This is a genomic window from Marinobacterium sp. xm-g-48 (assembly GCF_013282925.1).
In the GTDB taxonomy this organism is placed as follows: Bacteria; Pseudomonadota; Gammaproteobacteria; order Pseudomonadales; family Balneatricaceae; genus Marinobacterium_E.
Genome location: NZ_WBYQ01000001.1, coordinates 673,096 through 691,905 on the forward strand (window position 1 = coordinate 673,096; position 18,810 = coordinate 691,905).

Below are 18,810 nucleotides of genomic sequence, written 5' to 3' on the forward strand. Positions count from 1 at the left end.
CTATCAGATTAGGCAACAGGGCTCTCTATTTATTGTTGTTATAGGTTTTAAATATGGAGTGATTAGTTTTAATTAATTTTATTAAAAGATCTGTTTCTCATATTCTAAATCTATCGAAACGAACGAGCTTTACATATAGGAGTTAAGCCATGACGAACCGTGAAGGACAAGCAGTTCCACAGGTTACATTTCCAATTCGTGACAATAACGAGTGGGCTAAAGTCACAACAGATGATCTTTTCAAGGGTAAAACGGTCATTGTGTTTGCATTACCGGGTGCATTTACACCGACCTGTTCAAGCACGCACTTGCCTCGCTATAACGAATTGGCTCCTGTCTTCGCCAAAGAGGGTGTGGATAGCATCATCTGCCTATCAGTGAATGATCCATTTGTGATGGATGCCTGGGCTGGTGATCAGGGTGCAGAGAATATCTACATGCTTCCTGATGGAAATGGCGAGTTTACCGACGGCATGGGTATGTTGGTTGATAAAGCGGATCTTGGCTTTGGTAAGCGCAGCTGGCGCTACTCGATGCTGGTTAAAGATGGCGTCATCGAGAAGATGTTCATCGAACCGGATGTGCCAGGCGACCCATTCAAAGTGTCAGACGCTGACACCATGTTGAACTACATCAATGCGAATGCGGAACAGCCTATGCGCGTTACTGTGTTTACCAAACCAGGATGCCCGCACTGTACTCGTGCCAAAAAGGCGCTGCGCGAAGCGGGATACAGCTACGAAGAGATAAACCTAGGTGCAAAAGGCCTAAGTTACTCAACCTTAGCGGCTGTTACCGGTCAGGGAACCACCCCTCAGGTATTTATCGATGGGCAGCGTATTGGTGGTGCTGATGAACTAGAGGCTTGGTTGGCCAAATAATATATAGCTAAACCCTTATCAAACAGTGCCAGACAGGTTTATAGACCTGTCTGGCACTGGCTGGTTACAATGGCTCATCAATCTAGATAGGTGAGTTATGCAGCGAACAGTTGTGATTACAGGTGGTGCTTCGGGGATAGGTTTGGCGATTGCAGAGCGCTTTGCTGAGCTGGGCGATAGGGTATTTAACCTCGACATCAGCCCAAGCGCCGTTGGCGAGACGTTGATCTGCGATGTGACGGATCATCAAAAGGTAACGAACGCTGTTAATCATATTGCCGATCAATACAGCATCGATGTGGTTGTATCCAACGCTGGGCGTCATCTATCCGCTAATATTGAACAGACGAGCGAAGCGGATTTTATTTCGATGTTTGATCTGAACGTGAAGGGTGCCTTCTCGCTTGTTCAAGCTTCTGTGCCGCACATGAAAGAGCAGGGCGGTTCGATCATTTTTATCGGTTCAGATCAATCGTCAGTCGCTAAGTCGAACTCCTGTGCATACAACATGACCAAGCACGCTCTGGCCTCACTCGCCAAAACCACTGCAATCGATTACGCCCAGTTTAATATCCGCTCCAATATTGTCTGCCCAGGTACGATCGAGACGCCGCTCTACACCAAAGCGGTTGAAGCCTATTGTGCTCGCTCAGGTTCAGATCTCAATGAAGTGCATCAGGCAGAGGCCAATGAGCAGCCTATCGGGCGCATTGGGCAACCTAATGAGGTGGCCGCAATGGTGGCTTACTTGGCCAGTGATGAGGCGGGTTTTGTCACCGGTGCCATGTTGCCGATTGATGGCGGATACACCACGCGCTAATGATCAATATTACTGATCCGCACCTGCATCTGTTTAATCTTGCTGAAGGTGAGTATGGTTGGTTGCAGCCAAACTCAGCCCCATACTGGCCTGATAAATCGAAACTACTCAGGGATTTTGGAGCGTCTGATCTGTTTCTATCTGATGGGCTAAGCCTATCTGGATACTCTCATATAGAGGCGGGCTTTAATAATTCAAAATCTTGGTTGGAGGTTGATTGGGTAGAGTCTCAAGCAGCGCTGCCCATCAAGACAGTGGGTTGTGTTGATCTTTGTGTAAGCCCTGACCAGTTTAATCAGCAGCTATCTGAATTGTCTAAACGCACTTCACTTGTTGGAGTTAGAGATATTTTTGATGATCAGCTAGATACGATTCTTAGTAGCCCGAATACCCTGCTTAATTTGCGAAGTTTAGAGCAGGCTGACCTTATCTTTGAACTGCAGTTTGATGTTACCGAGCTCGATGATGTTGATAAGGTGTTTAATCTCTTTAAACAATTTCCTGCACTTCAAGTTGTTCTGAACCATCAGGGTTTCGGTTCATCTGCTTTGCCTGAGACAGAGAGTGAGATGTGGCTGGCTGGACTTAAAAAGCTATCTGGATTGGCTAATCTAAAAGTGAAATGTTCTGGCTTTGAAATGCTCGATCGGTCGTTTACCGAAAAAACACTTAAGCAGACGATTGAAACTGTCGTTTCGATTTTTGGTGAGAGTAGGGTGATGGTCGCTTCCAACTTTCCTCTGATTACACTCTCTATGAGCTATAGCGACTATTGGTCGATGGTTGTGCGAGTGTTGCAAGAGGCAAGTTTGCCAATTGAAAAGTTGGTAGACCTCAACGCGCGTGAGATCTACCGATTCTAGTCTTCTATTTGACTACTTAACCTTCACATTCGGTGAGCGGTAGACAATCTCATCGTTCAGTTCAATGCCGATACCAGGAAGGTCTGGAACACTGAACTTACCGTTTACTGGCTGATAATCCTGAATACAGAGCTCACGGTTCCACGATTTGATGGCATAGGTGTGGTGCTCGTGAATAAGGAAGTTAGGTATCGCCGCTTCCAGTTGCAGTGACGCGGCGGTTGCTACGGGTCCACCACACACGTGGGCTTGAATGCGAATGTCGTAGACATCGGCGTAGTCACACACCTTCTTAGCTTCAGTGAAGCCGCCACAGAGGCCGACATCAGGCTGAAGTACATCGATCGATTGATCTTCAAAGTACTGACGAACATCCCAGCGGTGATATAGGCGTTCACCCCCTGCGATGGGCACGTTAACACCCTCGGATACTTTTTTGTGCACTTTAGAGTTGAGGTAGTTCACCGGCTCTTCGTACATCATGCAGCCCACCTCTTCGATCACTTTACCCATCTGGATGGCCGATGCGGCACCCATTAAAGAGTGTGATTCGAAGATAATGTCGACTTCGTCACCGACTTCGTTACGAATGGCACGCAGTCGATCCCCAAACAGCTTCATCTGTGCTGGTTTAAAGAGCTTGGTGCGGTCAAAGCTTGAATCACCGTTAGCATCGTAGACGATCGGATCGACTTTAACGGCATCATAGCCTTCTGCCATCGCCTTGGAGGCCGCACGGGCGTAATCAGCAGGCGTCAGCATCTTGGTGCAATCTTTATCCCAGTCGAACTGTAGTTGGCTGGCATAGGTGCGCAGGTTGTCATTCGTCTTACCACCGAGAAGTTGGTAAACAGGCAGACCCAGTGCTTTACCTTTGATATCCCACAGTGCGGTGTCGATGGCACTCATCGCCGAATAGAGAACAGGGCCTCCGCCAAGTCCCCAGAAGCTCTCACGTAGCATGCGTGACCATAAAAGCTCTGTCTTAAACGGGTCAAAGCCGATCAAAACCGCTTCGGCGATCTCTTTAACCATTGCGGCCGCTGCACTGTGTCCCCAGTCGTAGGCGAGGCCCGCTTCACCGAGGCCGTGAATACCTTCATCGGTATGAATGCGGACAAAGACAGGGTTCCAGGGCGGGCGCTCTGGACAGTGAATATCAAAAATCTCTACTTCGGTGATTTTCATTGCTTAAACTCTAATAATTATTGATCAAATTCTGGGTAAGCTTGTTTAACTTTTCGTAGCATCGCTGGCCAAGCTTTTTGGCCACCCGTTGTTCCGGTATGTACGACATTTGCCTGGGCTTTGATGCCATCGATCACGCTTTGTGGAACAGGAACAATATCAGTCGCGTTATGCTGCATTTTGACCTGTACTTCACAGGCCATAATCAGGTCGTACATGTGCATGAAAGCGTCGCCAATGGTTTTGCCCATTGTCAGCGCACCATGATTTCGCAACATGAAGAAGTTGGCGGTGCCAAGATCATCCTGAAGACGCTTTATCTCTTCTGGGTTAACCGCCAAACCTTCGTACTCGTGGTAGGCGATGCTGGCTAGCGCAAAGGCTGAGTACTGACTTAATGGCAGTAGTCCCTTTTTGCGAGTCGCAACTGCTATCAGATCGGGGTGATGCAAGTGAAATGCGCACTGATCTTCGTGACGTGCAAGGTGCACCGCGCTGTGAATGGTAAAACCTGCAGGGTTAATGTCGTACGGAAAGTCTGGATCGATTTTATTGCCATCAATGTCGATCTTGACCAGATTGGAAGCGGTTACTTCATCGAATCGTAGGCCGAACGGGTTGATCAGTAGCTCTTCTGTACCTGGGATGCGTGCCGAGATGTGGGTATAGATAAGATCATCCCAACCATGCAGTACGACCAGTCGGTAGGCTGCGGCTAAATCGATGCGCGTTTGCCACTCGATATCGGATACTTTGCCCCGAAGATTGACCTGAGGAATGTTGTACATAGCGTTACTCAATGTAGAAATTGTTAGTCGAATCCTATCACAGGGCGGTCGCTGCAAGTACTGACATTCATCACAATTCGCTAAGGCGTTTGTTGGAAGATTTCCGATTTATGTCGCTTGTCTGATCAATCCTTGAACAAACTGATCATTGGGTGATCAAAAAAGAACTTTTTTTCACTTTTTTGTGAATTTTTTGTGGCTAATGGTTGACAGAAAAACTGAGGACGGTAACATCTGCGCCCATCCTAACGGAGGGATGGCTGAGTGGTCGAAAGCACCGGTCTTGAAAACCGACGAGTCGAGAGGCTCCCAGGGTTCGAATCCCTGTCCCTCCGCCATTAGGATGTCCAAGGTTTATTCCTCGATAGCTCAGTTGGTAGAGCAGTAGACTGTTAATCTATTGGTCGCTGGTTCGAGTCCAGCTCGAGGAGCCAAACCGAGATTTGGAGTGGGTCGTTAGCTCAGTTGGTAGAGCAGTTGACTTTTAATCAATTGGTCATAGGTTCGAATCCTATACGACCCACCATTCTCACAAATCTCACATTACCTGTTCAGGGTCGTTAGCTCAGTTGGTAGAGCAGTTGACTTTTAATCAATTGGTCATAGGTTCGAATCCTATACGACCCACCATTTCTTGCTACTCATATCGTATCGCCAATATCTCATACCAGAGTGTTCTTCCGTCTGGTGTATTGTGTTCTATCTCTTCGCCCAGTTGACGCTTTAGCAGTTTTTTCGACAGTGGGGCGTCAACGCTGATGTAACCTAGTTTAGGGTTGATCTCATCGGCTCCGACAATTCGGTACTCAATCTCGTTATCCTCTTCATCAACTAGGGTCACCCAGGCACCAAAGAAGACGGTATCGCGTTGCTCTGGTAGATGTTCGACCACTTTAAAGTGATCCATACGTTTAGCGAGGTATCGAACGCGCCTATCGATCTCTCTGAGCTCTTTTTTACGATAGATGTACTCTGCATTCTCTGAACGGTCGCCCTCTGCAGCAGCCTCTTTGAGGGCTTGTGTGACCTCTGGGCGTCTTACCTTCCAAAGATGTTTAAGCTCTGCATTCAAGCGCTCATACCCCTCTTTGGTAATGTAGGGGGAGCTCTTCTCTGCAGGGGGTCGCCAACGGCCCACTAGAGCCAGCCTTTGCGCTTAAGTAGGTAGACCAGTAAGCCGGTCGTACCCGATAGAGCTGCTAGGAAAATGAAAAACGCTGAACTGTTGTCAGCACCGGGTATACCACCAAGATTTACTCCGAGTAGACCGGTTAAAAATCCTAAGGGTAGAAAGAGTCCGGAGATGATGGCGAGAAGGTATAGACGCTCATTCAGTTGCTCTGACAGCTGGGCCATGATGCTATCTTGTGCCGCACCTGCGCGTTCTCGCAACATGTCTAGATCTTCTATATGACGAGTGAGGTGGTCATTCGTCTCAAACAGCGAGGCGCGATGATCGTCATTGAGAAGAGTGCTCTTAGAGGCTATCAATTGTGTCAGAGCCTCTTTTTGTGGGCCTAAATAACGTTTGAGTCGAGCGTTAGTCGTACGCATCTCGGCTAGCGGTTCACGCAGGCTCTTTGAGCCCTGTTGCTCCAGTTGCTCTTCAAGGGACTCAAGCCGCACATCTAACTCTTCTACTAAACGACCAATACGTTCTGTCAGGCCGTCTGCCAACTCTGTGATCAGATCCGAGAGGGTGTTTGGGCCTTTGCCCTGTTGGAGCTGTTCAACCAGTTGTGTCACAGATTGTAGGCGACGCTTGCGTGTCGTGATGAGACAATTCTGTTTAAGAAGAAGGCGTATAGAGACCATGTCTTCAGGGTCAGAATTGACGTTTAAGTTGACCCCTCGCAATGCGATGAGCAGTTCATCATCGAGTCTGGTTGTTCTTGGACGCACCTTATCTGCTAGAAGGGTATCGATCGCTGATTGCGATAGACCTGAGTGCTCCTCTAGCCAGGTGTGGCTCTCTTTTTCGGTGTAGTCCAAATGTATCCAAACTTCACCGTCAAGCTCACTCCGCTGAGAGATCTGTTCAGAATTCAGTGCAATAGCACCGCCCTGACCATCTAGCAAAAGAGCGTGGAGTAGTGCAGGCTGTTTTAGTTCGTATTCCATACAATTTTCTCCTCGACCCCCTGGTGGACTTTATACCACTCATCGGGCTCATCTCCCTCTTGCCAGCCGGAGGCGATACAGCGAGTTTGAGTCTCCATCTCTTTCGCGATTTGATGCGCACATTCGAGATCGGTTGCCCAGGGTGTCTCGCTGCTATCAAACCAAACAGAGCTCCACGCTTTACCGATAACACGCTGTTGAATCAAAACGGGGATTTCAACATCGCCGATGAGGAGCTTAGATTTTATCGACTCTTTAGTGCTCTTATCGGTTGTCAGGGTGCCGAGTGTTTGGACCCACTCTAGGATCTGTTGGGCTGTGCGCTCTTTGACGTAGACCTCGATGTCGGGGTGGCGTTGCTCGCTCATCACTGTTCCTTAACGCGAATGACAGGGTATAGGGGTAATTTAGGCGCTTTTCTTGAAAACTGCGAGATGAATATCCACTTCGGTCGTGAATTGTTGATAATCAGCCAGCTGTTTTGCTGCGCGTTGGCCGTGGGGGGTCATCATAAATAGGTTATGCAGTGCGTCGCGTGAGGTGAGTTCAATCTCAAAATGAACACGTCGCTCATCAATGCGTTCGAACTGTGTACCTAAAGCGCTTTCGGGTGAAGAGTCGGTTTCTCGCACCTCATCGTAGATCGCTTCGCGCAGTGAGTAGAGGTGGCGCTCGCCTGGATAGGCAATGATTAAGTGTCCATCTTCTTTCAGGGCGTTTGCGATAGGCTCGCCGAGTATGCGGCTGAATACGATGACAGCGAGATCTAAGCTGTGATTCTCTGTTGGGATGTTAGCTGATGATCCAACCACCCAGGTGATTGACTTCGAGCGTTTGCAGGCCGCTTTGATGGCGTGTTTGGAAATATCTAAGCCTAGAATCTCGGCCTGATCTAAGGTGTTTTGCAGTGCGAGGGTGTAGTAGCCTTCGCCGCAGCCTAAATCGATAACGCTTGGGTGGGTGTCAGTATATTGCCGAGCTAGTTCGTTCAAAGTGTCTGAGACTGGGGCGTAATAGCCGGCATTCAAGAAGTCACTTCGCGCAGCAATCATCTCGGGGTTGTCACCAGGATCCTTACTGCGTTTGTTTTGCACTAAAAGCAGGTTCCAGTAGCCTTGTTTGGCTCGATCAAAGCTGTGATTGTTATCACATCGGAGCGTTTTCTTTTGCTCGTTGAGTGATAGTCGCTCCTGACAGACAGGGCAGATCAGCTCCATGTTAGGCGTCAGTCAACAGGTTGATCATGACCTGTTCATAAATCTCGGAGAGGGTGTCTAGATCGGCGACAGAAACGTTTTCATCAATCTTATGAATGGTGGCATTAACAGGACCTAGCTCAACCACCTGTGCACCTGTCGGAGCGATAAAGCGACCGTCTGATGTACCACCGCTTGTTGACAGTTCGGTCTCTCGGCCTGTGACCGATCGAATGGCATCACGAGCCGCATCGACTAGATCACCGGCTGCCGTTAGGAAAGGCTGACCCGATAGGTTCCACTCAATCTCATACTCAACATTGTGCTTCTCTAGAATCGATTCAACACGCGTTCGCAGTTCAGTGTCAGTCACCTCGGTTGAGAAACGAAAATTAAACTTCACTTCGACTTCGCCAGGTACAACGTTGGTCGCACCGGTGCCTGCGTTGATATTAGAGACTTGAAAACTGGTGGGTGGGAAGAAGTCGTTGCCCTGATCCCACTCAGTTTGTGACAGTTCGGCTAATGCTGGCGCGAATTCGTGAATGGGGTTGCGCACCAGATGAGGGTAGGCGACATGGCCTTGAACCCCTTTCACTTTCAGGGTGGCGCCAAGCGATCCGCGACGACCGTTCTTGATGACATCGCCAACCAAGGTTGTGCTCGATGGCTCGCCCACAATTGCCCAGGTGATCTTCTCGTTGCGAGCTTCCAAGGTATCAATGACTCGCGTTGTGCCATTGACGTAGGGACCCTCTTCATCACTGGTGATCAGAAGAGCGATAGAGCCTTTATGATCCGGATGTTTAGCAACGAATCGATCCAGTGCCGTCATAAAGGCAGCTATACTGCCTTTCATATCAGCCGCGCCGCGCCCGTGCAGCTGACCATCAATGATGGTCGGTTCAAAGGGTGGAGTTTTCCAGCGCTCAATAGGGCCGGTTGGTACGACGTCTGTGTGTCCTGCGAAACAGAGTACAGGACCCTCTTGGTTTCGACGTGCCCAGAAGTTGGTCACCTCTTCAAACGGCATATGATCGATAGTGAAGCCCAGCGCTTCAAGGCGCTCACACATCATTGCTTGGCAACCTGCGTCCTCTGGGGTAACAGAAGGGCGGCTGATTAGATCGCAAGCAAGTTCGAGAGTGGCGGAGCGCTGAGTCATCTTCTATCTACCTTTGTCTTTCAGGATTAGTTGTGAGCGTGTAGCTCTTCATTCAACTCAATTGCTGACTTGTTTGTTTTAACTTCGATACGGCCGTTTTGTGAGTTACGACGGAACAGTAGATCCGACTTGCCAGCCAGTTCAGACGCTTTAACCGTGGTTACTTCGTTGTTTTGGTCATCAAGAATGGTCACTTTCGAGCCGCCTGTTACATAGAGGCCCGCTTCCAGTGTGCAGCGATCCCCTAGTGGAATGCCTAGACCTGCATTGGCACCTAGCAGTGCGTTCTCACCAACAGAGATGATGACATTGTTGCCGCCAGAGAGAGTGCCCATAGTCGAACAACCACCGCCTAGGTCTGAGCCGTTTCCTACGACGACGCCGGCAGAGATACGACCTTCAACCATGCTGACACCCATAGTGCCTGCGTTGAAGTTGATGAAGCCTTCGTGCATAACAGTGGTGCCTTCACCTACGTGAGCACCTAGGCGGATTCGAGATGCGGCACCGATACGAACACCCGTTGGCACAACGTAGTTCGCCATCTGTGGGAACTTGTCGACTGAGTGAACGTGAAGCATGCGACCCTGTGCACGAGCGGCTAGCTGGCGCTTAGAGAGCTCATCGACCGCGATTGGACCTTCGTTCGTCCAGGCGATGTTCGGTAGCAGACCAAAGATACCGGTTAGGTTCTGGCCGTGAGGCTTAACGAGACGGTGCGAGATCAATGACAGCTTAAGGTAGACTTCAGCCGTGGTCGTTGGTGCATCGTCAGATTCAAGGATCGTCAAGATGACGGGCTGTGCGGTTCCTTCAAGAACCTCGACAATCTCGGCTTGATCTTCAGCGCCAACGCTCAAAAATGCAGCCTCTAGAGCTTTTAGCTGAGCGGCATCTACCTCGATCGCAGCGTTGCCACCGGTGTAACCCACGGCTTTACCTGCAGCATTAACCAGTGCTGAGTCTGCATTAAGTAGTGGTTGGTTGTAGTAGACCTCTAGCAAGTCGCCAGCCGCTGATTTAGTACCTACACCTAGGCCAAATGCAAAATTAGTCATCTCTATATCCTCGTGTTAAATCGTTAATGCCGATTGAGTATCAGTGGTAAAACCGACCTCAATCTGACCATTGAATTCAAAAATTGGGCGTTTGATCATGCTGGGCTGTTCGCTCATCATATTGATCAATACAGACTCATCTGTAATCGCTTTAGTGGCATCGTCCAACTTGCGCCAGGTTGTACCGCGTTTGTTTAGGACAACCTCAATACCGGCCGCGTCAACCCACTGCTTAATCTGTTCGGCTGTGGGTGGGCTCTTTTTAAAGTCGATGAAGGTAAACTCCACACCCTGATCAGTGAGCCACTTGCGCGCTTTTTTTACCGTGTCGCAGTTTGGAATGCCGTAAAGGTTCATAGCCATCCTTACAGCGACTCGATGTAACGGCGAATTCGCCAAGCCGCTTCGACACACTCTTCAACCGTTGCTACCAGTGCCATACGAACATAACCGGCACCAGGGTAGAGTCCTGCATCGGTCTCACGCGAGAGGTAACGACCGGGTAGTACTGTTAGGTTTTGTTGTTCAAACAGTCCTGCGGTAAAAGCGTCGTCATCGATCGGTGTCTTCGCCCAAAGGTAGAAGCTAGCATCTGGCATTTTGACATCCATAACCGGTTCAAGAATCTCAAGAACAGCTGCAAATTTCTGACGGTACTGTTCACGGTTATCTTGGACGTGAGTCTCATCATTCCAAGCGGCAATGGAGCCTTTCTGAACCTGAAGTGGCATCGCACATCCATGGTAGGTGCGGAACAACAGGAACGGCTTGATTAGAGCGGCATCACCGGCGATAAAACCTGAGCGAAGTCCAGGCAGGTTGGAACGTTTTGAGAGACTGTGGAATACGACACAATTTTTGTAATCGTGACGGCCAAGTTGCGCACAGACCTCTAGGAGACCTACGGGTGGGTTCGCTTCGTCAAAATAGATCTCGGAATAGCACTCATCAGAGGCTAGGATAAAGTTGAATTTATCCGCTAGCGCAATCAGCTTTTTGATGGTCTCTGCAGAGTGGACTGAACCGCTTGGGTTGTTGGGTGAACAGATAAATAGCAGCTCACAACGTTCCCAAATATCATCAGTGATCGAGTCGTAATCTGGAATAAACCCATTTTCAGCCAAAGTGGGTAAGAAGTAAGGCTCTGCTCCCGCTAGGTAAGCGGCCCCTTCATAGATCTGGTAGAAGGGATCTGGTGATAGTACCAAAGCCCCTGGTTTGCGATCGACTGCACACTGAGTGAAAGCAAAGATCGCTTCACGAGTACCCATTACCGGTAGCACGTTCTGCTCTCCAGTTAGGCTATCGCTCTTCAGTTTGAAGCGTCGTGTGGCCCAAGCGGCAATCGTATCGCGAAGCTCGGCACTGCCTTTGGTCGTTGGGTAGTTTGCAACAAGATCGACGGTTTCGTTTAACACCTTAGTCACACACTCAGGGGCAGGGTGTTTCGGTTCACCGATGCCCAATGAGATGTGCTCCATCTCTTGAGGTGGTCTTAGACCGCCCAATAGCTTTGCCAGTTTTTCAAAAGGATAAGGCTGTAGTAACGAAAGATCTCGATTCATAAACAGTGTCTCAAGCGACCAAGCGCTCTAGTCATTAAAAATGGGTGCGACAGTATAACGTAAGGCGGCGATCCAATAAATGGATCGCCGCCTTAGAACACAGGTCGTAATTTGCTTTAAGGTGTATCGACCGAGTAAGAGCTGATCGGTTTCATTCCTAGCTTCTCCCGACCCCCTTCGATCAGTGTCAGCAGGGATGGAACCACAACCAGTATTAACAAGGTGCCATAACCTAATCCAAATACGATGGCAGCCGCCATTGGGATCAAGAACTGAGCTTGAATGGAGGTTTCAAATAGGATGGGTGTCAGGCCGCCAATGGTTGTTAGTGATGTTAGCAGCACGGCACGCAGGCGCTGGCAGGAGGCTTCAATAGCCGCCTCTTTAATCGCCATACCCTGTTCACGTAACTTCTTGTAGAACGTCACCAAGACGATTGAGTCATTGATCACGATCCCGGAAAGACCGAAGAAGCCAAACAGTGACAGGATGGTCAGATCCAGTCCTAATACCCAGTGTCCCAATAGTGCGCCGGTCAATCCAAGCGGAATGGTCAGCATGATCGTGATTGGCCAGCTGTAGGAACCAAAGACCCAAGCCAGAATCACGTAGATCAGCACCAGTGCAATGACTAGGCCGGTTTTCATATCACCAAGGGTTTCGCGTTGATCACGGTTTTTACCCTCAAAGCTCGCGTCAACTCCATACTTACCGAGGATCTCAGGCATTACCTTCTGCTGCAGGTCAGCGATGATCTCATTGGCATTGTTGGCGCTCTCATCAAGGTCAGCCGATACGTTGATCGACAGAAGACCATCGATACGCTGCAGTGAATCGAAACCCTGACGTGCGGTGAAGTTGACGACGTTGGATACCGGTGTCACTCGACCATCCGGTAACACGATCGGTAGCTGACTGAGCGAGCTTAGTTGATTTTTCTGCTCATCGAGCATCTGAACGCGCACGCTGATCTCATCACGGCCCTCAAAGTAGCTCTGTACCTCTTGGCCATCAAAGGCAGCTCTTAACTGACGTCCAACCTGCTCAAGTCTTAAACCTGCCGCTTCACCAGCCGGAGTCAGGGTGTAGATTAGCTGAGAAGTACCAAACGGGAGGTCATCATCGATATTACTGAGCCCGTTATAAACCTTCAGCTTCTCTTGGAGCTCAAGTGAGGCTTGTTTCAACAGGTTGATATTGCTTCCCGTGAGTTGAACTTCAACTGGTTTGCCTGGAGGACCGCCTCGATCGACATCGATCGATAAGCGCTCTAGGCCGGCAGGTTGCTCAATGTTTTTGCGCAGTGCTCGTGTAAACGCTTTGGTCGAGACCTCTCGGTTGTCCCCTGGGGTTAGCTCAACCTGAATTGAACCATAGATATCCCCGCGTTTAGGCGACGCATTACGTGATGGTTGGGAGATGTTTTGGCGAATAAGTGCGAACTTAAGAATGCCGCCACCCAACTCTTCATCTGTTTTGTGAAGTTGATCTTCGATGTAGAAGAGAAACTCACTGACCTGATCACCACTGGTGCCAGAGACAAACTGAGTGTTGATCGAGAAGGTGTCTTGGTCGGTACTTGGGAAAAAGGTGAATTGAATTCGACCACCGACAAGCAAGCCAACAGCAAAGATCAGTACACCGACACCGGTTGCAATGGATGCCCAACGATAGTTGATTGCCGTTTCAACGAAGCGTCTGAAGATGCGGTCTCGGAAGTAGTTAAACCCATTATCCAGCTTGATTCGGATTTTCGATGGGTGTGCTGCATCCCCTCGTGCTAATGAGTGGTGGAGGTGGCCTGGCAACACCAAAAAGCTCTCAACCAGCGATGCGATGATGACGCAGATGATCACCAGCGGGATATCAAACAGAATGTTGCCAATGATACCGCCGATCATCATCAGTGGCAGAAAGGCCGCGATGGTGGTCATCGATGAGGCGGTCACAGGAGCGAGCATGCGAAGCGCGCCACCAACTGCGGCACGTCGAGAGCTCTCTCCCATCTGAGCATGTGCGAGGGTATCTTCACCAACGACAATCGCATCATCGACAATGATGCCCAGTGCCATGATCAGTGCAAACAGCGAAATCATATTGATCGAGCCGCCTACTAGGTAGAGCACCGCTAGGGTCGCCATGAATGAGGTTGGAATACCAATAGTTACCCAGAAGGCGACACGGCCGTTTAGGAAGAGGAATAGAATCAAGACAACTAGAACTAAGCCGCTAGCACCGTTTTCGATAAGAAGGTCGATACGGTCTTTGATCAGTGTCCACTGCTCATTGTAGGTCAGTAGTTCAACGCCTTCTGGCAGAGTGGGGCGGGTCTCTTCCAGCCAAGTGTTAAACAGATTGGCGGTCGTTAAACTGTTCTCTGATTCTGTTCGTTTCAGGCTCAGAACAATCGCTGGGTTGCCTTCATGGTAGAGGCGTACTTGATCCTCTTTGTCGCGCTGCTCGATCAACGCGATATCGCCAAGGCGAACCAGTTTGCCTTGGCCTGCAGTGATCAACGGTAGTTCTTCAAAGCCGGTAACATCGCGCTGTTGGCCTAAACTGCGAATTCTTCGAGCGCCATCATCCTGTGCTGCAACGCCCGCAGGTAGGTCAACTGAGCGTTGGCGAATTAATCCCGAAATATCGCTAAGCGTGAGGCCTAGTTGATTAAGGTTGTCTGGACTGAACTGGATAGCAATCTCTTGCTCTGGCATGCCGGTGAAATCGATTTTACGAATGCCGCGCTGTAGAAGTTGCTGCTCGTAGGTACGCGCCAGAGTTCTTAGCTCTTCAAGTGAGGCACGATCACTGGTGACGATCAGATCAGCAATGTTGTCGTATCGTGTCAGCAGCTGTACAACAGCATCTTCGGCATCAGAAGGCAGTGCTGAACGTGCGCCATCCATCTTCTGCTTTGCCTCTGACAGGGTGTAATCTACATCGGTACCGTCTTCAATCTCTAGACGAAAAACGGCACTGCCATCACGTGAAATGGCCGAGAGCTTTTTGATCCCCTCAAGCGCACGAAGCTCCTCCTCTACAGGAACCACGATAGAGGTTTGTACATCCTCAGCACTGGCACCGCTCCAGGGAACGGTTATGTTGATAATATCGAGCTCAAAGGTTGGAAAGAACTGGATGTTAAGACGGTTAAGGCCCAATAGACCGGCCGCTAACATCAATATCATTAACAGGTTTGCCGCAACCCGGTGGGTCGTAAATAGGCTGACAAACCCTTTAAGACCGGTTGCCTGACTCACTGTTTCACCTCAACCAACATGCCGCTGACCGCGTTGGGTAGCTGGGTTGTAATGATCTTATCACCGGCGTTGAGCTGATCGCTCTTGATCAAAATCTCACGCTTCTCATCTGAGTTAGTTCGATAACCTAGATGGTTGACTGTAACCGCTTCGAGTCGAGAGTCGGTGATACGATAGATGCGATCCGTGCCGTAAAGCGCCACTGGCGGCAGTGCGATGACATCATTCAGCTCTGGTAGCGTCAGTGCAACGCTGATGGTGCGACCAGGCTCGGGAAGGTAGTCTGAATCGACAAAACGGAACAGGCCATCCACACCGGTCGATCCAGTCGCAACTTCGGCACTGAGACGATCAAGTTCAAGTTCGAACTGCTGACCATCAATCTTTGCGACCGCCTCAAGGTCAGCGAGTGACGATTGGCTCTTGATAAGTGCTAGTGCACGGCTAGGTAGTTGAGCACGAACTTCAAGATCTGAATTTGGGTAGACAGAGGCAAGCGCATCATTGGCTCTTAGGCGGTCACCGACGGCAATTGAAATTTTGGTTGCACGACCATCGAAAGGTGCTTTCACGAAAGCGCGTTCGCGATCAAGCAGCGATTTATCTAACTGAGCCTGTGACTGGGCAATCGATGCTTTGAGTTGCGCAACGCGGTTGGGGTGGTCCGCTAAAGACTGCTTGCGAGATACAAGGCTCAATTGGCGCTGTTGGGTGTTCATCTCAGCGGTGTCGAGCTGCTCTTGGCTGGCGAGTTTTTTACCCGACAGGTTAAGCTGGCGCTGTTGAGAGCGTTGCGCAATCACTAGCATCTCTTCTTCAATCGCCAATGCTTTTTTATCGGTTTCAAAACGAAGCAGTTCTGCCGACAGTTGTGCTTTTAGAGCATCGATTTGGGCACGCTGTTGAGCGATTTGAAGATCGATGTCTCGGGTGTCGAGTTGAATCAGTAGATCGCCCTGTTTAATTGTTGCACCTTCGCGCACTTCAACCGATTGAACATCGGCAGCAATGGAGGCGCGCAGAACCACCTGGCGGGGGTTTTCAACTTCAGCATAGAGCTCAATCTCTGGCGCGATCGATTGAGGTGACGCGGCAATTGCATTGACGCTCCAAGATCGTTCCGTGATCGGTTTGGGTGGCATTTTGGGTTTGCTTGATTTTAACGAGATGAATCCAGCAATAGCGATGCCAAGAATGATGATTGGTAGAAGCCATTTCAGTAACCGTTTCACGGAGGCTTTTCTCCCTACGAAGTTAAATTAAAGTGTCAGTTAGTATACAGCTTGAGATCTACGTTCGCACAGCGAAACTGGACCGTTTCAATGAGATCAGGCAAGATTTTACAAAACTTTACCCAGCGTTTGAGAGTTCATGGAATTAAAATCGACTACTTATCATTTGGACGGTGACGACTATCGTGTCGCTTATTGGCAGAGTGGTTCTCCTTTGGCAAAAAAAGTGTTGTTTTGTGTTCACGGATTGTTAGGCCGTAGTCGTGATTTTGATGAGTTGATCGAAGCGCTAGGGGATGATTTTCTTTGTATTGCTATTGATCTGCCTGGACGTGGTCAGAGTGATTGGTTGAAACAACCTGAGCAGTACAGTCCAGAGAGCTATCTGCCGGCTATCAGTGCGGTGTTGAACGCTGTAGATAACCGGCCTGTCCATTGGGTAGGAACCTCCCTTGGCGGGATTCTGGCAATGGCTGCTGCTAGCCTGAAGATAGCCAACATTGAAAAACTTGTTCTGAATGACGTGGGTTGTCACATACCCAAAGCGTCTCTGCAGCGCATTGCAGCCTACGTTAAAGATCCTCTGTTTACTGATCAACAGGCGCTTATTAATCACATCAAATGCACTTACCCCAGTTTTCGCGATTTAACCGAAATGCAATGGCAACGAGTGGCTCAATATGGTTCGCGACAGGCTGATGATGGCCTGCATCTTCACTATGACCCAGCGATTGCCATTAACGTTCGCTTGGGTTCTAACGAAGACATTGATCTTATGCCATTATGGCAAACGATAGAGTGCCCGCAGATGCTGATTCACGGCACCGCATCTGACTTGCTGACGCAAGAGATTGTGGATGCAATGCTTGAACACAAGCCCGATTTGGAGTTGTTGCAGTTGCAGGGTCTTGGACACGCGCCGCCTCTAATGACGCCCTTTGAGGTCCAAGCAATTACAGTGTTTCTTAAAAGGAGTGATGCCTAATGGGCAGCATAGTGACCTGGCCTAAACATAGGTTGCCTGGTTCCCCAGAGATGAGAGCAAAGGCGCTTGATGCGGTCACTCGAGCATTTGCGCCGACCGTCGAATCTTTAGATGTCGATCTAGGTTTGAATGAGCTGTTTGAGCAGATCTACGTGCCCGTTGCTTGTTCTATATTGGATCGACTAACGCCGGGTTCCCCTTTAATTGTCGGAATTAATGGTGCACAAGGGGCAGGAAAAGCGACACTTTATAACCTCCTAGAGGTGATTCTCACCGAGGGTTTTGGATTGAAAGTAACGGGGTTTTCAATCGATGATCTCTATCTGACGCGTGCTGAGAGGGACGCGTTGGCACAGTCCGTTCACCCTCTTTTAAAGACACGTGGAGTGCCTGGTACCCATGATGTTGATTTGGGTATAGAACTATTAAATCGACTCAAGCACGCGGGGCCAGACGACCTTACTCGGATCCCAATTTTTGATAAATCGACCGATGAGCGTGTACCAGAACAGATGTGGCAAGAGTGGCATGGTTCTGCGGATGTCATTATTTTTGATGGTTGGTGTGTCGGTGGTATTGCCGAGCCTGAAGAGTCGCTCGCTTCACCTATTAATGAGTTAGAGACCCTCGAAGACCCTGAGGGTGTCTGGCGACACTATGTCAATCAACAGCTGGCAACCTCTTATCAAGAGCTGTTCAGCTTCTTAGATATGCTCGTCATGCTCAAAGTGCCCAACATGCAGGCGGTGTACGATTGGCGTACGGTCCAAGAGCAGAAACTCAAAGATCGAGCCTCATTGCTGTATGACGAGATAGCACCTGCAGACCCATTGCGGATTATGGATGGCACTGAGATTACACGCTTTATTGCTCACTATGAGCGATTGACGCGCTGGATGCTCGATGAGATTCCAACACGAGCGGACATTACGTTAGCGCTGAATGCTAACCACAAGATCGAGAAGATTATACTACCTTAAATAGGCAGAAATGGAGCTGTAGCAACACTTAGAACAATTCGATTGATGGTTCGATCTGTCGTCTGCGCAACAATCTCAGCGAGCATATCCTGAGTGGCAATCATCTTCCCGAAGAGTCGCTCGTAGCTGAGGTTAATCACTCCCTCATTCATGCTGTCAGTCAGAATGAACAGTTCGCCACTTGATGTTTTGAAGTTGTGCAGTTGCCAAGCGATCTTCTCTAAATTACGTGCCGAGTTATACAGTTTTTGTGAATCGATCTCGTTGAGCATAAAGAACTCTTCACGGTAGTTGTATGAGGCGTGAACCATACCTGTGATAGCGACCATTAGAGCGAAGACTCGGTCCCCTTGATACTCCTCATCAAAAGCCAGTTTGAGCGCATCAACTCCGTATAGGTGATTGAGTTCTGGATGACTGATAGGCCTTGGGTAGCTTAAAAGCTGTTTCAGACGCGTCTCAACGGTCGTACCAGCGGCCGCTTTTTTGAGTTCGCGTGGGTTGCGTTTGTAGAGTTTGATGGTGAGTTCACGACTCATCGCGTTGATCGTCTTAATGTGTTGATCAACGATCATATCGACGTCAGACTTGGCGAGATTCTGCAGGCGAAGCTCTTTGTTTTGAACACCGACACAGCCGCTAAGAGCGAGTGCCATGATGAGCGTCACTATTTGTGCAGTTCTAGCCATTTGAGCTGGGATCCTGATC

The 18,810-nt window shown here is 49.4% G+C and carries 18 protein-coding genes and 4 tRNA genes; 9 read left to right on the forward strand and 13 right to left on the reverse strand.

From position 1 onward, the window contains the following. Nucleotides 1-149 precede the first annotated feature (149 nt). The 3 genes from XMG48_RS03495 (at nucleotide 150) to XMG48_RS03505 (ending at nucleotide 2,564) form a co-directional block, all read left to right on the forward strand. On the forward strand, nucleotides 150-881 hold the full coding sequence (locus XMG48_RS03495) for a glutathione peroxidase (protein WP_173480650.1): 732 nt from the start codon (nucleotides 150-152) through the stop codon (nucleotides 879-881). Nucleotides 882-978: 97 nt separating this feature from the next. Beyond that, nucleotides 979-1,701 carry an SDR family NAD(P)-dependent oxidoreductase gene (locus XMG48_RS03500; RefSeq protein ID WP_173480651.1) on the forward strand — a complete coding sequence of 241 codons (723 nt, stop codon included), beginning with the start codon at nucleotides 979-981 and terminating at the stop codon, nucleotides 1,699-1,701. Next, the gene (locus tag XMG48_RS03505; RefSeq protein ID WP_173480652.1) at nucleotides 1,701-2,564 is read left to right on the forward strand and encodes an amidohydrolase; all 864 of its coding nucleotides are present in this window, start codon (nucleotides 1,701-1,703) and stop codon (nucleotides 2,562-2,564) included. The genes XMG48_RS03500 and XMG48_RS03505 overlap by 1 nt, the downstream gene beginning before the upstream one ends. 12 nt (nucleotides 2,565-2,576) lie before the next feature. Here the strand turns inward: XMG48_RS03505 and XMG48_RS03510 are convergent, their stop codons facing one another. Next, nucleotides 2,577-3,752, reverse strand: coding sequence for a mandelate racemase/muconate lactonizing enzyme family protein (locus XMG48_RS03510; protein ID WP_173480653.1), 1,176 nt, complete (start codon nucleotides 3,750-3,752; stop codon nucleotides 2,577-2,579). Nucleotides 3,753-3,769: 17 nt separating this feature from the next. Beyond that, on the reverse strand, nucleotides 3,770-4,540 hold the full coding sequence (locus tag XMG48_RS03515) for a class II aldolase/adducin family protein (protein ID WP_173480654.1): 771 nt from the start codon (nucleotides 4,538-4,540) through the stop codon (nucleotides 3,770-3,772). Nucleotides 4,541-4,790: 250 nt separating this feature from the next. Between XMG48_RS03515 and XMG48_RS03520 the strand changes: the two genes are divergently transcribed. The 4 genes from XMG48_RS03520 to XMG48_RS03535 all read left to right on the forward strand — a co-directional run bounded on the left by XMG48_RS03520 (nucleotide 4,791) and on the right by XMG48_RS03535 (nucleotide 5,170). Then, nucleotides 4,791-4,878 (forward strand) — tRNA-Ser (locus XMG48_RS03520). A 20-nt stretch (nucleotides 4,879-4,898) separates the two neighbouring features. Further along, a tRNA-Asn gene (locus XMG48_RS03525) sits at nucleotides 4,899-4,974 on the forward strand. A gap of 16 nt (nucleotides 4,975-4,990) precedes the next feature. Beyond that, nucleotides 4,991-5,066: transfer RNA gene (locus tag XMG48_RS03530), tRNA-Lys, on the forward strand. 28 nt (nucleotides 5,067-5,094) lie between these two features. Beyond that, a tRNA-Lys gene (locus XMG48_RS03535) sits at nucleotides 5,095-5,170 on the forward strand. A 7-nt stretch (nucleotides 5,171-5,177) separates the two neighbouring features. On the opposite strand, the gene greB is transcribed toward XMG48_RS03535, so the two are convergent. The 10 genes from greB to XMG48_RS03585 all read right to left on the reverse strand — a co-directional run bounded on the left by greB (nucleotide 5,178) and on the right by XMG48_RS03585 (nucleotide 16,137). Further along, nucleotides 5,178-5,678: a transcription elongation factor GreB gene (greB, locus tag XMG48_RS03540; RefSeq protein WP_173480655.1), complete on the reverse strand. Its 501-nt coding sequence runs from the start codon at nucleotides 5,676-5,678 to the stop codon at nucleotides 5,178-5,180. After that, nucleotides 5,678-6,661, reverse strand: a complete 984-nt coding sequence (locus XMG48_RS03545; RefSeq protein ID WP_173480656.1) for a zinc transporter ZntB — start codon at nucleotides 6,659-6,661, stop codon at nucleotides 5,678-5,680. The genes greB and XMG48_RS03545 overlap by 1 nt, the downstream gene beginning before the upstream one ends. Then, the gene (locus XMG48_RS03550; RefSeq protein WP_173480657.1) at nucleotides 6,646-7,029 is read right to left on the reverse strand and encodes a hypothetical protein; all 384 of its coding nucleotides are present in this window, start codon (nucleotides 7,027-7,029) and stop codon (nucleotides 6,646-6,648) included. The genes XMG48_RS03545 and XMG48_RS03550 overlap by 16 nt, the downstream gene beginning before the upstream one ends. Before the next feature lie 39 nt (nucleotides 7,030-7,068). Continuing rightward, a complete protein-coding gene (locus tag XMG48_RS03555; RefSeq protein WP_173505624.1) occupies nucleotides 7,069-7,878 on the reverse strand; it encodes a putative RNA methyltransferase in 810 nt (269 codons plus the stop codon). Between the two features lies 1 nt (nucleotide 7,879). Next, the gene (gene dapE, locus XMG48_RS03560; protein WP_173480659.1) at nucleotides 7,880-9,022 is read right to left on the reverse strand and encodes a succinyl-diaminopimelate desuccinylase; all 1,143 of its coding nucleotides are present in this window, start codon (nucleotides 9,020-9,022) and stop codon (nucleotides 7,880-7,882) included. 26 nt (nucleotides 9,023-9,048) lie between these two features. Then, a complete protein-coding gene (gene dapD, locus XMG48_RS03565; RefSeq protein WP_173480660.1) occupies nucleotides 9,049-10,080 on the reverse strand; it encodes a 2,3,4,5-tetrahydropyridine-2,6-dicarboxylate N-succinyltransferase in 1,032 nt (343 codons plus the stop codon). Nucleotides 10,081-10,095: 15 nt separating this feature from the next. After that, a complete protein-coding gene (locus XMG48_RS03570) occupies nucleotides 10,096-10,437 on the reverse strand; it encodes an arsenate reductase (RefSeq protein WP_254443544.1) in 342 nt (113 codons plus the stop codon). A gap of 8 nt (nucleotides 10,438-10,445) precedes the next feature. Next, complete coding sequence (gene dapC / locus XMG48_RS03575; RefSeq protein WP_173480662.1) at nucleotides 10,446-11,645, reverse strand: succinyldiaminopimelate transaminase; 1,200 nt, start codon at nucleotides 11,643-11,645, stop codon at nucleotides 10,446-10,448. Nucleotides 11,646-11,761: 116 nt separating this feature from the next. Next, complete coding sequence (locus XMG48_RS03580) at nucleotides 11,762-14,905, reverse strand: efflux RND transporter permease subunit (protein ID WP_173480663.1); 3,144 nt, start codon at nucleotides 14,903-14,905, stop codon at nucleotides 11,762-11,764. Beyond that, nucleotides 14,902-16,137, reverse strand: coding sequence for a biotin/lipoyl-binding protein (locus tag XMG48_RS03585; protein ID WP_173480664.1), 1,236 nt, complete (start codon nucleotides 16,135-16,137; stop codon nucleotides 14,902-14,904). Before XMG48_RS03585 ends, XMG48_RS03580 begins: the two co-directional genes overlap by 4 nt. Nucleotides 16,138-16,276: 139 nt before the next feature. Between XMG48_RS03585 and XMG48_RS03590 the strand changes: the two genes are divergently transcribed. Together XMG48_RS03590 and XMG48_RS03595 are read left to right on the forward strand one after the other, a co-directional pair. After that, nucleotides 16,277-17,122: an alpha/beta fold hydrolase gene (locus XMG48_RS03590; protein ID WP_173480665.1), complete on the forward strand. Its 846-nt coding sequence runs from the start codon at nucleotides 16,277-16,279 to the stop codon at nucleotides 17,120-17,122. Continuing rightward, nucleotides 17,122-18,102, forward strand: coding sequence for a hypothetical protein (locus tag XMG48_RS03595; RefSeq protein WP_173480666.1), 981 nt, complete (start codon nucleotides 17,122-17,124; stop codon nucleotides 18,100-18,102). Before XMG48_RS03590 ends, XMG48_RS03595 begins: the two co-directional genes overlap by 1 nt. Here XMG48_RS03595 and XMG48_RS03600 read toward each other — a convergent pair. Next, nucleotides 18,099-18,791: a hypothetical protein gene (locus XMG48_RS03600; protein ID WP_173480667.1), complete on the reverse strand. Its 693-nt coding sequence runs from the start codon at nucleotides 18,789-18,791 to the stop codon at nucleotides 18,099-18,101. The two genes, XMG48_RS03595 and XMG48_RS03600, sit on opposite strands and share 4 nt — an antisense overlap. Nucleotides 18,792-18,810 lie beyond the last annotated feature (19 nt).